This is a genomic window from Paenibacillus spongiae, from assembly GCF_024734895.1.
GTDB classification, from domain to species: Bacteria; Bacillota; Bacilli; order Paenibacillales; family Paenibacillaceae; genus Paenibacillus_Z; species Paenibacillus_Z spongiae.
In genome coordinates this window covers 7,152,228-7,169,065 of record NZ_CP091430.1, presented here as the reverse complement: position 1 = coordinate 7,169,065, position 16,838 = coordinate 7,152,228, and the positions used below count along the sequence as shown (strand labels likewise).

At 54.8% G+C, this 16,838-nt stretch carries 13 protein-coding genes and 1 pseudogene; 13 read left to right on the top strand and 1 reads right to left on the bottom strand.

The features are described 5' to 3' along the window. The first annotated feature begins 135 nt into the window (after positions 1-135). The 7 genes and pseudogenes from L1F29_RS32195 to L1F29_RS32170 all read left to right on the top strand — a co-directional run bounded on the left by L1F29_RS32195 (position 136) and on the right by L1F29_RS32170 (position 8,864). Positions 136-1,050 (top strand): ABC transporter ATP-binding protein, encoded by a 915-nt coding sequence (locus L1F29_RS32195; RefSeq protein ID WP_258386042.1) that lies wholly within the window; start codon positions 136-138, stop codon positions 1,048-1,050. Next, positions 1,050-1,763: an ABC transporter permease gene (locus tag L1F29_RS32190; RefSeq protein ID WP_258389876.1), complete on the top strand. Its 714-nt coding sequence runs from the start codon at positions 1,050-1,052 to the stop codon at positions 1,761-1,763. The genes L1F29_RS32195 and L1F29_RS32190 overlap by 1 nt, the downstream gene beginning before the upstream one ends. Positions 1,764-1,765: 2 nt before the next feature. Beyond that, on the top strand, positions 1,766-2,503 hold the full coding sequence (locus L1F29_RS32185) for an ABC transporter permease (protein WP_258386041.1): 738 nt from the start codon (positions 1,766-1,768) through the stop codon (positions 2,501-2,503). 92 nt (positions 2,504-2,595) lie between these two features. Beyond that, positions 2,596-3,543 (top strand): helix-turn-helix transcriptional regulator, encoded by a 948-nt coding sequence (locus L1F29_RS32180; RefSeq protein ID WP_258386040.1) that lies wholly within the window; start codon positions 2,596-2,598, stop codon positions 3,541-3,543. A gap of 57 nt (positions 3,544-3,600) precedes the next feature. Continuing rightward, positions 3,601-4,836: a molybdopterin-dependent oxidoreductase gene (locus tag L1F29_RS32175; protein ID WP_258386039.1), complete on the top strand. Its 1,236-nt coding sequence runs from the start codon at positions 3,601-3,603 to the stop codon at positions 4,834-4,836. A 287-nt stretch (positions 4,837-5,123) separates the two neighbouring features. After that, positions 5,124-5,252, top strand: a pseudogene (locus L1F29_RS34570) (hypothetical protein); the annotation flags it as partial. Positions 5,253-5,273: 21 nt separating this feature from the next. Then, positions 5,274-8,864 carry an S-layer homology domain-containing protein gene (locus L1F29_RS32170; RefSeq protein ID WP_258386038.1) on the top strand — a complete coding sequence of 1,197 codons (3,591 nt, stop codon included), beginning with the start codon at positions 5,274-5,276 and terminating at the stop codon, positions 8,862-8,864. Positions 8,865-8,977: 113 nt separating this feature from the next. On the opposite strand, the gene L1F29_RS32165 is transcribed toward L1F29_RS32170, so the two are convergent. After that, entirely contained in the window at positions 8,978-9,124 is a 147-nt protein-coding gene (locus tag L1F29_RS32165) for a hypothetical protein (protein WP_258386037.1), read from the bottom strand. Positions 9,125-9,817: 693 nt separating this feature from the next. Here L1F29_RS32165 and ychF point away from each other — a divergent pair. The 6 genes from ychF (at position 9,818) to L1F29_RS32135 (ending at position 16,802) form a co-directional block, all read left to right on the top strand. Beyond that, positions 9,818-10,918: a redox-regulated ATPase YchF gene (gene ychF / locus L1F29_RS32160; RefSeq protein ID WP_258386036.1), complete on the top strand. Its 1,101-nt coding sequence runs from the start codon at positions 9,818-9,820 to the stop codon at positions 10,916-10,918. Positions 10,919-11,116: 198 nt separating this feature from the next. Then, a complete protein-coding gene (gene prfA, locus L1F29_RS32155) occupies positions 11,117-12,190 on the top strand; it encodes a peptide chain release factor 1 (RefSeq protein ID WP_258386035.1) in 1,074 nt (357 codons plus the stop codon). A gap of 103 nt (positions 12,191-12,293) precedes the next feature. Then, positions 12,294-13,343 (top strand): peptide chain release factor N(5)-glutamine methyltransferase, encoded by a 1,050-nt coding sequence (prmC, locus tag L1F29_RS32150; RefSeq protein ID WP_258386034.1) that lies wholly within the window; start codon positions 12,294-12,296, stop codon positions 13,341-13,343. A gap of 261 nt (positions 13,344-13,604) precedes the next feature. Next, complete coding sequence (locus tag L1F29_RS32145; protein WP_258386033.1) at positions 13,605-14,495, top strand: stalk domain-containing protein; 891 nt, start codon at positions 13,605-13,607, stop codon at positions 14,493-14,495. A 222-nt stretch (positions 14,496-14,717) separates the two neighbouring features. Continuing rightward, positions 14,718-15,413, top strand: a complete 696-nt coding sequence (gene spoIIR / locus L1F29_RS32140) for a stage II sporulation protein R (RefSeq protein ID WP_258386032.1) — start codon at positions 14,718-14,720, stop codon at positions 15,411-15,413. A gap of 306 nt (positions 15,414-15,719) precedes the next feature. Beyond that, a complete protein-coding gene (locus tag L1F29_RS32135; RefSeq protein WP_258386031.1) occupies positions 15,720-16,802 on the top strand; it encodes an L-threonylcarbamoyladenylate synthase in 1,083 nt (360 codons plus the stop codon). Positions 16,803-16,838 lie beyond the last annotated feature (36 nt).

Sequence of the window (16,838 nt, the reverse complement as noted above, 5' to 3'; positions counted from 1 at the left end):
CGTGGCGCGGAGGCTCTTTTTTCGTTTCGAGGCAGCCGCACTGGAGGTTCCGCAGCGTTTTTTAAACGGATTTTAAACGCCGGTGCACATTCGCTTTAAACTTCATCCGTTACGATAAATACCGAGGTGATTAAAGTGAATGAATGGATCATGCAAACGGAAGGTTTAACGAAAAAGCTGGGCGGCAAAGCCGTCGTCAACAATTTGAATTTGAAAATAAAGAAAGGGGATATCTACGGCTTCCTCGGACCTAACGGCGCCGGGAAGACAACGACGATCCGTATGCTGCTCGGCCTGGCCAAGCCGACGCGGGGCCAGATCCGCATATTCGGCAAAGACATGCGGAAGGAGCGGATGGCTGTACTGCGCAAGGTCGGCTCGTTAGTCGAATACCCGTCCTACTATGGCCATCTGAGCGCAATAGAGAATTTGGAAGCCGTCCGCCGTCTGCTGGGCGTGCCCAAATCCCGGATCGATGAAGTGCTGGAGGTCGTTCGTTTGACGAAGGATGCGAAGCGGGCCGTCAAGGGCTACTCGCTGGGCATGAAGCAGCGTCTGGGCATTGCAACCGCGCTGCTGGGCCAGCCGGAGCTGCTCGTGCTGGACGAGCCGACGAACGGGCTTGATCCGGCCGGCATCCTCGAAATCCGCGAGCTCATCAAGAGCTTGCCGCGGGAGCAGGGCGTCACGATTCTCATCTCCAGCCACTTATTGTCCGAGATCGAGCAGATGGCGACGCGCGTCGGCATTATTACGAAGGGTGCGATGATCTTTCAAGACTCTATCGATACGCTGCGGGACCGGGCGCGCAGCAAAATCCGCATCGGCGTCAGCGATCCGGAAGCGGCGTGGAAGCAGCTGCTCGCGGGCGGTTACCAAGCCGATTGGGACCGGCAGAAGCTGACGGTCGACAGAGCGCCGGACGAGACCGTCGCGGCCATGGTCGCGAGTCTGGTGAAGCATGACTTCTCCGTCTACCGGGTGGAGGAGGAAGGCGCTTCGCTGGAAGATATCTTCCTGGATCTGACCGGGGGGGAGGGAAGCTTGTGATGATGCGCGTGATGTCCGCCGAGCTGCTCAAAATCCGCAAAAAGATGGTCTGGTTTCTGGTTGTTCTCGGACCGCTAGGGGTCATCGGCCTTCAAGCAGTGAACTTCGGCCTGCGGTACGATTACTTAACCAAGCAGTACGCCGACGACCTGTGGGGCGGTTTAATCGGCAACGTCGCCATGCTCATGGTGCCGACCTTGTTCATGGGGCTTGCGATCCTTGCATCCATGACGGCCGGAATCGAGCATCAGACGAATGCATGGAAGCAGACGCTGGCGCTGCCGATTTCAAGGGCTCAGGTATTCGCAGGGAAGTTTCTGCTCAGCGTTCTGCTGCTGTTCTGCTCCAGCACTCTGCTGGTCGCAGGAACAATCGGGCTGGGAGCCGCGCTGGGCTTCGATCCCGGCACTGTTCCTTATGCCAAGCTGCTCGAGCTGATCTATTACCCTTACCTGGCCATTATGCCGTTCATTGCTCTGCAGGTATGGATGTCGGTCATGATGCACAATCAGGCGATCCCTTTGACTGTCGGCATCGTGGGAACCGTATTCTCCATGTTTTCCACCCGGTTCGAGGATTGGATGCCCTACAAATGGCCTTATTTGATCAATGCGGCGGATAATCCGCTCTACTCCGTTGCGGCCGGCGTCGCAACCGGTATCGTGGTTCTCGCTGCCGGTACATTGAACTTTGTCCGAAAGGATGTGAAATAGCCATGATTCGGATGTTTCGTTCGGAATGGCTGAAGCTGCGCAAGTCGGTGATCTGGCTGCTTGCCGTGGTCAGTCCTCTCCTCGCGGGGCTCGTCGGCTTTCTTAGCAGCTTGGAAGATGCGGAGGTGATTGGCGGCTCTCCTTGGCTGTACGCGCTATCGATGATGGCGGCACTGCATGCCATGCTGTTCCTGCCGCTGCTGACCGGCGTATTCGCCGCCCTCGTATGCAGGTACGAGCATGCCGGCGGCGGGTGGAAGCAGCTGTTTTCGCTGCCTGTGTCGCGAAGCCAGGTTTATTTGGTGAAATATGTGTTTATTATGCTGCTTCTTGCGATTACGCAGCTGTTATTCTTGGCAGCGCTCATTGGAATCGGTCTGGCGCTCGGCTTCCCTGGCCCTATCCCATGGAAGGAAATTATCATCTCCTGCGCCGGCGGCTGGATTGCCTGTCTGCCGTTAGCGGCTCTGCAGCTCGCCGTATCTACGGCATGGTCTAGCTTCGCAGCCCCGCTTGCCGTCAATGTGGTCTTCACGCTGCCGAACATGCTGGTGGCCAACTCGACTGAATATGGCCCGTATTACCCTTGGGTGCAGCCGATGCTTGCCATGATTCCGAGCGATGAGATGAGCTTCGGCGCGTTCAATATCTCTCCGGTTACGTTGTTTGTCGTCATTGGAGGAAGCTTCCTGCTGTTTCTGGTATCGGGCTGGACGTATTTCGCGAAGAAGGCGGTCTAAGGACAGGCCTGATTCTTCCGGCTCTTGCTTGAAACGGCCGCCTTCTGGTATGTTCTTGTCACAGGATGATCAGGAGGGGAGCTGCCGTTAAAGTGAAGCTGGATCGATTGCTGGCCATTACCATGCTGCTCCTCGGACGCCGCAGAGTCAGCGCCAAGGAGCTGGCGGACCGCTTCGAGGTATCGCTGCGCACTGTATACCGGGATTTGGAGACGATTAATCAGGCCGGCATTCCGATCGTTTCGTATACGGGGGCGACCGGCGGATACGAAATTATGGATCAATACCGGCTGGACCGCCAGTTCCTGTCGCTGGAGGAGCTCCAGTCGATCGTCATTGCCCTAAGAGGGATCAGGTCCTCCATGGACGAGAAGGAAATCGGCGGCTTGCTCGACAAGGTCGGGGCGCTGGTCGCCAAATCGGAGCAGGGCGCAGCCGCCAGCATGAGCCAGCAGCTGTTAATCGATATTAATCCTTGGCACGAGGGAGAGGCGGATAAAGAGAAGCTTAACGTGCTGAAGACAGCTATCCGTTCGGCGCGCCTTATCCGGTTCGACTATACGAACGGGAACGGAGAAGATTCCCAGCGCGTATGCGAGCCCATGAGCGTCGTGCTCAAGGGCTATGTCTGGTATTTGTACGGATACTGCCGGTTACGCCAAGATTTCCGCATCTTCCGCTTGTCGCGCATCGGGAAGCTGGCGGAGCTGCCCGAGACGTTCGAGCGCCGCGAAGGCAATTTGGAACAGCTCAATTACCGTTCCATTCGTCCGCAGGATGCGCCGACGCTCCATCTTGTGCTGCGGTTCCAGCCTCGGCACAAAGCGCGGGTCAAGGACTATTTTCCAAACTGCGAGATCGAGACGGAGGAAGAAGGGACGCTGCTCGTCACCGTCGTTCAGCCGGATGAACCGTGGGTGCGCGCCATGCTGATGAGCTATGGCACCGATGTAACGGTGTTGGAGCCGGTATCGTTGGCACAGGAGCTTGTCCGGGAAGCGAAGAAAATTATCCGCAAGTATGAAAGCACGCTGGCATAGGGTGAAAAGACCGGAAACGGATGAAGGAATTTCGAGAGCAAGAAGGAGAGTGGCGGAATGCGGGAATGGCTGAAGTCGCTTCGCAGAGGATATGGGAAAAAACTCGTACAGCTTCATGCTTGGAACGGCTGGATCGTCGTGCTGCTGGCGATAACCGGCCTCGTCCTGTTCGGCGGCTTCTGGCGCGGGGTTCTTGGAGAAGGACGCGTGTGGGTACGCTGGCTGCATATCGTTGTGGGCCTGGCTTCCTTGCTTCCGGTAATGTACTATCTCCTGCTGGCGGGCAAGCATTGGAAGCAGCTGAAGGGTAGGCCATGGCAGCGGGCGAATGTGCTTATCGTGCTTGCGCTCCTTCTGGGGTGGCTGCTCTCGGGCGTTCTGCTCTGGCAGTTCCGGGCGGTTGGCCCGTATTGGTCGAATGCCGCGCTGTACGCGCATGATCTGCTCACCTGGATCGGACTGCCTTACATCATCTATCACTCCCTGGCACGGACCAAATGGTTGAAGGAGCCTCATAGGCGTACCATTAAGAGCGGCAAACCGGAGCCTGAAGTCGGCATACACCCCGCTGCCGGGCCGCAAGCGGTCTACACGCGCAGAGCCTTCATCAAGGTGTCGGTGGGAGCGGGACTGGCGCTTACGCTCGGACCATCCTTCCTGCAATGGCTGGGCAGCAGCCTCGGCTCCGGTGCCAGCCTGGAGAAGCTGATCGAGGAAGACGCCAACCGGCTCATGCCCGCCCCGGTACCGCTTCCCGGATCATCGCCGCCGCTCGGCGGAGGAAGCCAGGGATCGTTCCGCGTGTATACGGTAACGCCTATTCCAGCCTTCACCAATACCAATTGGTCCTTCGTTGTGGACGGACTGGTCGAGCGCAGTATAGAGTGGGATTGGGAGCAGTTCGTCCAGCTGAAGCGCACCGTCCAGGTCAGCGATTTTCACTGCGTGACGGGGTGGTCGGTCTACTCGAATACGTGGGAGGGAATCCCGCTGAAGGAGCTGCTTAAGCAGGCAGGCGTCAAACCTCAGGCGACGACAGTCAAACTATATTCCGGAGACGGGGTATACACCGATAGCCTGACGCTTGAACAGGCGGATATGGACGACGTCATGGTGGCGGTCCTGCACGACGGCAAGCCGATTCCGAGCGACCTCGGTGGACCGGTGCGGCTTGTCGTGCCGAAGATGTACGCTTATAAATCGGTCAAATGGCTAAATCGAATCGAGCTTATCGACCGCGACCATACCGGGTACTGGGAAGAGCGCGGATACGCCAAGGACGCATGGGTGTAGCTGCGGTAGTGCCGCGAGGAAATGAATATATGATAAAGAAAGCCTTCCAGTTTGCCGTGTTTGGTGCGGTGCTGGAAGGTTTTTTGTGTTAATGAGGCGGCGGCAGCCGAAGCGTCTGCTTAACAGGACCGGACACTGGAAGAAAGATATTCGGAGCAATATTTTCCTAAATATGTATTTACAGAAATGGAACGTCCTGCTAGGATTACTCTGGAAGCACTACGTTTTGTATCATTTTCACAAAAAAATGATGAGGAGAGAACGCTTTGTCCAAGTTGAAGCAGGTTATGGCATTGTTAATCGTACTAGTACTTGCATTACCGAACAGTGTATACGCGAGCGAGAAGAATTTCACCGATACGACCGGTCATTGGGCGGAGGAAACGCTGGCCAAGTGGCACGAGAAGGGCTGGATCAGCGGTCAAGCGCCCGGACGGATGAATCCGAATCAGCCGATTACGAGAGCTGAGGTCGCTTCGCTCATTAACAAATCATTCGGGTATACCGAGACCAGCAGTGAACTCAGTTATAAGGATATCAAACAGGGACAATGGTTCTATAACGATATTTCGATCGCCGCGAAAGCCGGGTATATGAAAGGCTTCGACGACAAAACCTTCCGGCCGAACGCAACGATTACTCGTCAAGAGGTTGCGGCTCTGGTTGCGCGGCTCCTGGAGCTGGAACCGAGCGAACCGGATCCGGCCTATGCAGATGCAGCAGATGCTCCGCAATGGAGCAAAGGGTTGATCGGCGCCGTTATGAAGAATGGCCTCATGATCGGCAAGGACAAGCAGTCCTTCGGGCTGCACGCCCAGACATCGAGAGCGGAAGCGGTTGTCATCCTCGATCGTGCGCTAGCCTTCAAAGATCGTGCCAACGCAACGATCGTGTACGATAAGCCGGGCGAGTACGGAACCGATGAAATGACTGCCGTAAACGGCTCGGTTCGCATTACGAAGCCGGGAACGAAGCTGCGGAACATGACGATTACAGGCGATCTGACCGTAGATAAATCAGTAGGCGAAGGCGATGTGACCTTGGAAGGCGTCACGGTAAAGGGGAAGACGAGCCTGCTCGGCGGCGGTCCGAACAGTATCGTTCTTATCGACTCGACGCTGGGTACGGTCATTATCTTCAAGGAGAACGGAGTGATCCGTGTCGTCACTCAAGGCTCTACCACCGTTCAGAAGTTCGAGCTTCGATCGGGGGCGAATTTGGAAAGCGCAGGTACGAATCCGATCGGAAGCGTCATCTTGAGCAGCCTTATTCCTAAAGGCGCGGAAGTCCGTTTAAGCGGAGCATTCCAGCAAATTGACGCACTGTCGAATGGAATCTCGATTCTGCTGCAATCCGGCTCCGTTCGCACATTCAACTTCCTGCCGGAGGCAGGCCGCAATGCATTCAAGCTTGAGAAGGGCACGCAGGTGGACGAGCTGACGCTCGGAGCTGGTACGGACGTTACGGGTGAAGGCGGCATCGCATCGGCAATCATCACAGCGGAAGGCTCGAACCTCCAGCAAAATCCGGACAAGCTTACACTCGACAACGGCATCTCCGCGACCGTTGCGGGCAAGAAAGTAACGGAGAGCTCCGGCGGTCTTCCGGTTGGAGGCATTCCTTCTGGCGGAGGAGGCGGTGGTGGTGGAGGCGGATTCCCGCCGAATCCAGGCGGTGTCGTCGTCAACTTGAAAGGGACGGTCGAATGGAAGGGTGAACAAGATGAGAAGGCGATGCTGGATCTCTATAATGTAGAAATTAAAAAGTACTTTACTGTTACTATTAAAGAAGGGAAATTCAGTATTTTCCTTCCGGATGGAATATATGAAATTTATTATTCTGGAAGTAAGCAGTCTATGAAGCTAGAGGATACCATCACGATAAAGAATGGTAAGCCGGACCCGAACAATGATTTTAGAATTACTATCCCGGCAGCCAATGTTAAAGGAACGTTGGTCCAACAGGCTTCTACAGATGGGGATCGTGCAGAGCGATTGTTTTTTTATAGTGCAGACGAGGGTAGCGTCTACAGTACTACTGCCGTAGTGAGCGATGGTAAGTTTAGTTTATACATGCCGGTTGGCGAGTACAAAATGAATGCTTATGTTACGCAGGATGGGACATACATCTTGTATGACTCACCTGCTTTCAGTGTGGATGATGAGAAGAAGCAGATAGAGATATCTATCCATCTAACGACTCCTGGAAGAGGAACCATCAAATATGAGTCTAGTGAACCTGTCTCAGAAGTCGTTATTCTTCTCCAACAAGGAGACAAGCATTACAAAATCTTTTCAACAGAAGGTACATTCAAGTTCCATTTACCTGATGGCGAATATGTCGTTACGGGAATAAGGGAGCTACGAACGCAGCGATATTATAATTTGTTCTCAACATTCAATGTTATAAACGGTCAACCCGAACATCCGCTTGAACTAATTGTTCATGCGGATAATGTGGAGGGTGAGTTAAAATTTCCAGATGGATCAAAAGTAAATGATGGTCTGGTTGCAGTGACTAATTCCGTGACATCACAAACTTATTGGCTGCAAGTCATGAACAATAAGTTTCGAGCTTATCTACCGGATGGCATGTATACCGCAAACATAGATTCGCTTATAGGATTCGCCGTCAGAAATCATAACAAAAATTTCACCATTAAAGACGGAAAACTGGAGAATGGCCCAATTGTTATTGAAATTGATGCTTTGGTGACTGGAAGCTTATATACCGCAAGCGGTGAAAAATCGGGAGAAGGTGTAGTGGAAATCACCCGTCGTACAAACGATACTGATAATAGCATCGCCCATCTCATAAGTGTACATGAAGGAGAGTTTGGAATCCGACTGCCCGATGGAGACTATGAAATAACGTCTTACAAGGATGGGCAAACCGAGGTGGAGTATCCGTTGACATTCAAATTTACGGTAGATGCCGCAGGTAATCAGCCGGAACTCATGGAACTGGAGCTGCCGGATCTGAATGTAAATGGAACTGTCACTAAGGACGACGAATTACTCCCTGATGGAGAGGTTATATTCCGGGAGGAAAAGACAGGAAAAGAATACTGGACTAAGGTAAAGAACGGCACATTTCAGACGTACTTAACAGACGGTAACTACTCGGCGGTTTCATATTCGTCTTCTTCTCGTGAGTTTGTTTTGCCTCTTCTAGGTTCTTTTAGTGTGAAGAACGGTGTAACTGAGCCGCAATTCATTGAATTGATAGTACCGGCACACAATGTAACAGGTACTTTGGTGTATGAAGACAATACACCAATCCATGCGGTCAATCTTGAGATTGTAAATTTACTGGAAGGACGGACATATTTTGTCCCGGTGAATGATGGCAGCTTCTCCATGTATTTGCCGAACGGTAATTACTCGGTTATGGGATATCGGGACTTGACGACCGATGAGGCGACACTATTGTATGCATCATTCGTTGTCGAAAACGGATCTCTGAAGGGTGAGTTAAATCTTGTTGCCCATAGGCCGAATGTGACAATCACTGCAATTTATAGTGATGGACTGGCTGTTTCTGGTACATTGAATATAACTAAGGTCGATTCTTCGGAAAATTACGTTGTCTCAGGCAACGGTACGTACAGCTTATATTTACCAGACGGCGAGTATCGGTTATCAGGGATTTATATGCCTTCTGTGAGCGGTATTTTCCCCACTTGGAATGTGATTAAGGTAGAGGGAGGAGTACCGACCAAAGATTCCCTCCTTGATTTCGTTGTTCCGGAACCCACAGTGGCAAGCGTGGTTTGGGGGAACGGAGGCGAGCCGGCTGCGGGGGAAATGTCAATTATCGTTTATAAAGATGGTTCCGATCACGGTTTTGGATTACCAGTACAAAATGGAGTGGTTAAGCTATTATTGGAGCCGGGCAGTTATAAAATCATTGGTTATCATCTCAAAGATCAAGGTTTTACATTGGGATTGAATGTTCCCTTCCAAATCTATGAGAACGCAACCGAGCCGCTCGTTATAACGCTTCCTGCACAACAACAGCAGCCATAAGAAGCTGTACCCCACTATTGAGCGTACGAATAAAGCAAGAGGTCCTGTGAAACCGCGGCCGCGGCTTTCTCAGGACCTTCTTTTTAGGGATGTATATATGTGTTTGCAAGGCGCTACTTATCGGTCTTATTTTTCTTGTCCTGAAAATTCGTAACGGATTTAGTGTCCTCGAGCGTGTCGTTGACGAAGGCCATATCCTGGTTTTTGGCGTTCATATGGGTCGTGCCCTTGTAATTGCCTGCATGCGTTTTGTTTTCCATGGCGATTGTCACCTCCTAAGGAGGTAGTATGCAACGGTGACGGGAAACTCATTCCGTTAGAGCTCAAAGCGAGTAAACTCAAGCTCTGTAGACATCAAGCATCAAGATAGTTAGCTACATGAAATGAATCCATTATCAGCACAATCCCGCAAAATAAGCAGAAATGGTTGCACAACTCAACTCAACTCAACTCAACTCAACTCTACTGTAACCGAATCTTGTATGCCAACTGCTTATACGGACCATGCGGGATGCGATATCGGCCGGGGCCCTCGAATGTTGTACAACATGCAACAATTCGCCTTCTTCCAGCCCCATAATGATCATTTTGTTGTATTACATACAAAAATGTGCAGTTTGAAGCCGGTTTGTACCATCCTGCAGTTGGAATTCATGCAGAATATGCAACAATACCCGATTCCTCGGCGTTTTCGCCCCCTATTGTTGTATTTCGTACATAATTTTGATGTCATTAACAATCCAGAGGACTTCAGATTCCGGACATTTCAAGTTCGTCCTCTCTTTGATACCGCCTATAGACTTACTTCCCTGATTCATCCCAAAATCCAAGAGAATTATGGATGACACTGTAATTCGCGTCAAGATATAGGAAGCGACCCATGTCTTTTATTCCGGAGCCGCATCGGGTATAATGTTCGAAGTATTGCTATTCGGAACAGGGGTGTCATTCATATGGCTTTGAAGGCAGGAATCGTCGGTCTCCCGAACGTGGGCAAATCGACTTTATTTAATGCAATTACACAAGCGGGCGCGGAGTCCGCGAACTATCCGTTCTGTACGATCGATCCGAACGTCGGCGTCGTGGAAGTGCCGGACGAGCGGTTGGATAAATTGACCGAGCTGGTCACGCCGAACCGCACGGTTCCGACGGCATTCGAATTTATCGATATCGCCGGGATCGTGAAGGGCGCAAGCAAGGGCGAAGGGCTGGGCAACAAATTTCTCGCCCATATCCGCGAAGTCGACGCGATTGTTCATGTCGTTCGCTGCTTTCAAGACGAGAACATTACGCACGTATCCGGAAAAGTAGACCCGATCGGCGATATCCAGACGATTAATCTGGAGCTGATTCTGGCCGATCTGGACTCCGTGGAGAAACGCATCGATCGCAGCCGCAAGAACATGAAGGGCGGCGACAAGAAGTACGCCCAGGAGGTCGAGACGCTCGAGCGCATCAAGGAAGCGCTCTATGCCGATCAACCGGCGCGCGCAGTAGAACTGAGCGACGAGGATCGCCTGATCGTTCGCGACATGCATTTGTTGACGATGAAGCCGGTGCTCTATGCGGCCAACGTGAGCGAGAGCGAAGCGGCGAATGCCGACGGGAATCCGTACGTGAAGCTTGTCCGTGAATTCGCCAGCTCGGAAGGCGCGGAAGTGGTGCCGATCAGTGCGAAGGTAGAAGCGGAGATCGCCGAGCTGGAAGGCGAAGACAAGGACATGTTCCTGGAGGAGCTTGGCCTCGAGCAATCCGGCTTGAACCGGCTTATCCAGGCGGCCTACAAGCTGCTGGGACTGTATACGTATTTCACGGCTGGGGTACAGGAGGTTCGGGCTTGGACGATCCGCAAAGGCATGAAGGCGCCGCAGGCGGCTGGCGTTATTCATACGGACTTCGAGCGCGGCTTTATCCGGGCGGAGGTCGTATCCTATGACGATCTTGTAGCGGCGGGCTCCATGAACGCGGCCAAGGAGAGAGGTCAGCTTCGTCTGGAAGGCAAGGAATATGTCGTGCAGGACGGCGATGTCATGCACTTCCGCTTCAACGTGTAGAGACGGCAGGCAAGCTGCACCGCTCAACACACCGGCCCCAAAAGGCTGATGCAAGAGAAGAAGGACCCGGATGCGGGTCCTTTGTTCTGTGGAAATAGGCGCGCGGATGCCCAATAATCACACGTTTATCGAACGTGCGGCAGTATGATATAATAGGAAGACTACTCAAAAAGACTAACGACATAGGGGTGAACGCACATGTTAGACCGTTTGCAAGCGCTCGCCGATCGGTATGAAAAACTGAGCGAGCTGTTGTGCGATCCTGATGTGGCAAGCGATCCGAAGCGGCTGCGCGACTACTCGAAGGAGCAGTCGGACCTGCAGGAAGCTTACGCGGCATATACGGAATACAAGGAAGTTTCGGAACAGCTTCAGGACGCCAAGCAGATGCAAAGCGAGAAGCTGGATGACGAAATGAGCGAAATGGTGAAGATGGAAATCGAAGAGCTGAGCCCCCGGATGACCGAGCTGGAGGAGCGGATTCGCGTGCTCATGCTGCCCAAGGACCCGAACGACGAGAAGAACGTCATCGTGGAAATCCGCGGTGCGGCAGGCGGCGACGAAGCGGCTCTGTTCGCATCCGACCTGTATCGGATGTATACGAAGTTTGCGGATGCGCAGGGCTGGCGCATAGAGGTCATGGAAGCAAGTGAGAGCGATCTCGGCGGCTTCAAAGAGGTTATCTTCATGATCGAAGGCAAAGGCGCGTACAGCAAGCTTAAGTTCGAGAGCGGAGCACACCGCGTACAGCGCATTCCGGTCACGGAATCGGGCGGCCGGATCCATACGTCGACGTCGACGGTTGCCGTTATGCCGGAAGTAGAAGAAGTCGAGGTCGAAATTCTCGACAAAGACATCCGCATCGACACGTTCTGTTCGAGCGGCGCCGGCGGGCAGTCCGTCAACACGACGAAATCGGCCGTTCGCGTTCTGCACGTTCCGACAGGCATCATGGCGACTTGTCAGGACGGCAAATCGCAGAACGACAACAAAGCGAAGGCGCTGCAGGTTCTGCGCGCCCGCATCTCCGATATCCGCCGTCAAGAGGAAGAAGCCAAGTATGCCGGCGAACGGAAGAGCAAGGTCGGAACCGGCGACCGCAGCGAGCGGATACGCACGTACAATTATCCGCAAAGCCGCGTCACGGACCACCGGATCGGACTTACGCTGCATAAGCTGGATTCCGTCATGAACGGGGATATGGATGAAATTATCAATGCCTTGACCATAACCGCGCAGGCGGAGCTGCTGGATCAGGACAATCAGATCTAAGAAGCGGATGCGCCGGTAATAATTCAATCGTTCAAGAACGCAAGACCGCTGTATTTACGGTAATCACAGCGGTCTTGCTCAATAGAGAGAGGGGCGCTGTACCATGGAGCGCAGATTGGACGGCAGCGGGGCGGAGAATTCCCAAGGGAAAGCTCCGGCAACGCTTAGGGAAGCCTGCATGCAGGCTTCTTTGTTTTTGGAGGAGCGGGGCATCGGCGAGCCACGGCCGAATGCGGAGCTGCTGCTGATGCATCTGCTCGGCATCGAACGCGCGGCGCTGATGCGCGATTGGCAGGAGCCCTTTCCGCAGCAGCGCCACTCGGAATGGGAAGGGCTCGTGCAGCGCAAGGCGGCCGGCGAGCCTGTGCAGTATATTATCGGCGAGCAGTGGTTCTACGGCTTGCCGTTCACGGTGACGCCGGCCGTGCTGATCCCGCGCCCGGAGACGGAGCTGCTGATCGAGGCGGTGCTCGAAGCCGCCGACCGGCTCTGGCCGGAAGCTGCGGGAAGCATGGCTGCGGCTGCGACGCCCGCCGGGGGGCACGGCGCAGGCGCAGAGCGCCGCGGCAGCGGCTGCGGGCCGACGGTGCTGGACGTCGGCACCGGCAGCGGCGCCATTGGCGTGACGCTTGCGGCGCAGCGTCCGCAATGGCGCGTGTGCGCGTCCGATCTGTCGCCGGACGCGCTGGAGGTCGCCCGCACGAACGCGGCGCGCCATGGCGCAGCGGCGCGCATGGCGTTCGTGCAGGGCGACCTGCTCGCGCCGTTCCTGCGTCGGCGCGAGGCGGCCACGGGCGCACCCGGCGGCGAAGATAACGCCGCCGCCGGAATGCGCATCGATGTGCTCGTCTCCAACCCGCCGTATATCCCGGCTGGAGACATCGCGGGCTTGCAGCCCGAGGTGCGCGACCACGAGCCGCGCCTCGCGCTGGACGGAGGCGCGGACGGCCTCGCGCCCTACCGCGCCATAGTCGCGCAGCTGCCGCAGCTGGCGGCGATGCCGCAGATCGTCGCCTTCGAGCTGGGCCTCGGCCAGGCGGAGGCCGTCGCCGGACTGCTCCGGCAGTGCGGCGCGTGGCGCGAGATCCGCACGATCCGCGATTACGCCGGCATCGACCGCCATGTTATGGCGGTCGGCATTGCGCAAGAATAACGCACGAGAAAGAGGGGATGGTTTCCGATTGAGAAAGGAATCCGTCCCTATTCTTGCGTTTTCTCCTTGCATCGACCGCCACGTCATGGCGATCGGCCTTGCGCATGAATAACGCAAGCCGGGAGGGACGGTTTCCGATAGCGATGGGAACCGTCCCTTTTTCCGCGTTTTCTCCCGTGATTGTCCAGAAAGAGGAATGGACGCAGGAGGCGCGGTGTGATAACCTCTTTGTCAGCAAGGCGATAGAGAAGGAGGCGCGATATGAAGAAGAAGATCAAGCTCGCTGCTCTTATCGGTATAATGACGGCCCTGCTCGCACAGACGGCTGCTTTCGCCGCCGCTGAAGAAGCGACCACGCCGACGTACGATATTATCCTCGACGGAACGAAGCTTGCGCTATCCAGCCCGCCATTCCTGCAGAACGGGGCGACGATGGTTCCATTCCGGACCGTGTTCGAACGGATCGGTCTTCGCGTTTCATGGAATGCCAAGACAAAACAAGTCACCGGATCAAACGCGGAACGGGAGATCGTCTTCACGCTCGGTTCCAAGGTAGCGACCGTTAACGGCAAAGCCGAGACGATGCTCCTTGCTCCGGTCATCAAGAATGATACGACCTATATCCCGCTCCGGTTCGTCGGCACGGCGAGCGGTGGGGCCGTAGAGCTGTATAGAGGCGGCTTGAACGTCGTATGGATGCTTTCGGCCATCCAGAATGAGTTATACCAAGCGGTTGTGGCTCAGAACACGGCACAGGTCGAGAAGCTGCTCGCGCGCGGAGCGGATCCGGAAGTGCTCGTTGGGCCGCTGGGCCCAGCGATCTTCGCATTCGTCGACGACTCGGTGGACATCGCCCAATTGTTTATCAAGCATGGCATGGATATTAATGCGAAAAGCGCCGACTATTCCGGCTATACGCTGCTGCATAATGCGGCTGCCAATGGCCGGGTCGAGGTCGTCAAGTTTCTTCTGACCGCCGGCGCCGATCATACGATCAAGTCGGGGACCGATAGCACGGCGCTTGAATTGGCGGAGTTTTGGCGGGAGCAGCTGCGATACGGCTATATGGACAACCTCCCTGCCAAGAGACCGACCATCAGCGACTATGACACCATTATTGCACTGCTGAAGGAGTATATGGGCCAAAAATAGACGTTCAATACATCGATCTGCGCCAGCCGCCCAGGCTGGCTTTTTCATGGTTGAAGTCCTGCTTGCGAGGCTGACCCGCATCGCAACCCGAAGAAAATCTATCAACCTTTCATCACAATGCTAGGTTTAATTGCGAGATCGGCCGGACATACTAGGGTTATAGACGTTCCGGAACGCAAGCCGAGCGCACCGACGGGTGCCAGTAGAGGAGCTTGTGTATATATGATCCGCACTTATTCCCGTTTTCCTTACCGTCCAACGTACGGTTATCTCTTATTCGTCATTGCCATTCTTCTCATGAGCTGGGAAGGCCAACGAGCCGATGCATCGATTGCCGGCGGCGAAATTCCAGCCGAATCGATTCGTCTTCGCATTCTGGCCAATTCCGATTCGCCGGCCGATCAGGCGGTCAAGCGTTATGTGCGCGATGCCGTCATTGCCGAGATGGGCAGCTGGGTTAGCGGTCCGCAGTCGATCGAGCAAGCCCGGGCGACGATTCGTTCCCGCATGGGAGAGATTGAGCAGGTTGTGACTGATGAGCTGCGTGCACGCGGTTTTACATACAGCTTCAAAGCAGAGCTGGGCATCGTCCCTTTTCCAACCAAAATGTACGGTAACACGGTGTATCCGGCCGGTAACTACGAAGCGCTTCGCATTACGCTGGGCAGCGGCCAGGGTCAGAACTGGTGGTGCGTCTTGTTTCCGCCGCTCTGCTTCGTGGATGCGGTGAGCGGCGAGGCTTCCGTTGCAGCTGCCGTAACGACATCGGCAGACGCCGGCCAGGGGGCGGAGAGCGTTTCTAAGGCCAACGAACCGACACAGGATGCTGCAAACGCAAACGCCGACCCGGAAGTGAAATTTTTTCTGTGGGAGATCATCCAATCGATCCTCGAATTTTTTAAAAACCTGTTTAGCTGATTGGAACACAAGCTGCCATATAGGCCGAATGCGAATACGATCCATGTACGAATAAAAGCAAAGGCTCACCCGTGGAAGGGCGAGCCTTTGCTTTATGGTGAAAAATATGACCAATTCCGCTATTCTTCAAATCGTCCTTGCTGCTCATAAGTGAGGGCCTCCATAACGATAGATGTCATAACTATCCAAATAACGGGAATTAATATACAACCGCTGCTTATTCAAGTCAAAAGGTGACTGAAAAACGAGCTGTGGTATAATAAATACCAGCAACTGACTATGAGATAATAAGGATTGAACTGGGTAATGGTTAATACTCGCATTTGGCATGCAAACACAAAGGAATGGGAACGCGAGGCGCTTAATGAAGCCGCCGCGGTGTTAAGGGATGGCGGGACGGTTGCCTTTCCGACCGAGACGGTTTACGGGCTTGGCGCCGATGCCCGCGATGATGCGGCGGTGGCGCGTATCTTCGAGGCGAAGGGGCGGCCGTCCGACAACCCGCTCATCGTTCACATCGCGAATTTGGAGCAGCTGGACGAGCTGGTACTCCCTTATGGCGAAGCGGCGCAGCGGCTGATGGCGCGATTCTGGCCCGGTCCCCTTACGATCGTGCTTCCCGTGAAGCCTGGTGCCGTATCTCAGCGCGTTACGGCCGGTCTTGATACGCTTGCGGTGCGGATGCCCGACCATCCTGTCGCGCTGCAGCTTATCGAGTCATCCGGCTGCCCGATCGCAGGGCCCAGCGCGAACCGGTCCGGCCGGCCGAGCCCGACGCGGGCGGAGCACGTCAAGGACGATCTCGATGGCCGCATCGACGGGATTGTCGATGGCGGCCCCGCAGGCGTCGGACTTGAATCGACGGTGGTCGAGATCGATGGCGATGCCGTGCGCATTCTGCGCCCAGGCGGCATAACGGCTGGAGCATTGCGTGAAATAACAGGCCGTGTAATCCATGATGTTGAGGCTGTTCCGGACGAAGCAACCGGTGCTGCTGTCCGCGCCGGGACGATTGAAGCTCCGCGCTCACCCGGTATGAAATACACGCACTATGCACCGAAAGGGCTCATGCAGCTCGTCATCGGAGATGCAGGCGATGTGACGGCCTACATTAAGGAACAAGCCGCAGCAGCAAGGTCGCGCGGCGAACGGGCCGGTATACTTGCTTTTGCCGAGCACGGGGCCTGTTATGAAGGCGATGATACCGTTATCGTGGGCAGTCTATCTCAGCTGGAGACGGCTGCACAAGGCTTGTACGCCGCGTTAAGGACCTTCGATGAACGCGGCGCGCAATATATATGGGCGGAAGGCTGTCCGCAAGAAGGGATTGGACATGCCCTGATGAACCGGCTCGTCAAAGCCGCCGGACACCGGATCGTCCGCGTCTAGCGCTTGTGTCTTAAGCATCCCCCGTCATCTTTCCAT

Bases quoted from the DNA above. Each gene is read 5' to 3' on its own strand.
- L1F29_RS32190 (WP_258389876.1), top strand. From the start codon at position 1,050: ATGATGCGCGTGATGTCCGCCGAGCTGCTCAAAATCCGCAAAAAGATG.
- L1F29_RS32145 (WP_258386033.1), top strand. From the start codon at position 13,605: ATGAAGAAGAAGATCAAGCTCGCTGCTCTTATCGGTATAATGACGGCC.
- spoIIR (WP_258386032.1), top strand. From the start codon at position 14,718: ATGATCCGCACTTATTCCCGTTTTCCTTACCGTCCAACGTACGGTTAT.
- L1F29_RS32165 (WP_258386037.1), bottom strand. From the start codon at position 9,124: ATGGAAAACAAAACGCATGCAGGCAATTACAAGGGCACGACCCATATG.
- L1F29_RS32135 (WP_258386031.1), top strand. From the start codon at position 15,720: ATGGTTAATACTCGCATTTGGCATGCAAACACAAAGGAATGGGAACGC.
- L1F29_RS32185 (WP_258386041.1), top strand. From the start codon at position 1,766: ATGATTCGGATGTTTCGTTCGGAATGGCTGAAGCTGCGCAAGTCGGTG.
- prmC (WP_258386034.1), top strand. From the start codon at position 12,294: ATGGAGCGCAGATTGGACGGCAGCGGGGCGGAGAATTCCCAAGGGAAA.
- L1F29_RS32175 (WP_258386039.1), top strand. From the start codon at position 3,601: ATGCGGGAATGGCTGAAGTCGCTTCGCAGAGGATATGGGAAAAAACTC.
- L1F29_RS32170 (WP_258386038.1), top strand. From the start codon at position 5,274: ATGAATCCGAATCAGCCGATTACGAGAGCTGAGGTCGCTTCGCTCATT.
- ychF (WP_258386036.1), top strand. From the start codon at position 9,818: ATGGCTTTGAAGGCAGGAATCGTCGGTCTCCCGAACGTGGGCAAATCG.
- prfA (WP_258386035.1), top strand. From the start codon at position 11,117: ATGTTAGACCGTTTGCAAGCGCTCGCCGATCGGTATGAAAAACTGAGC.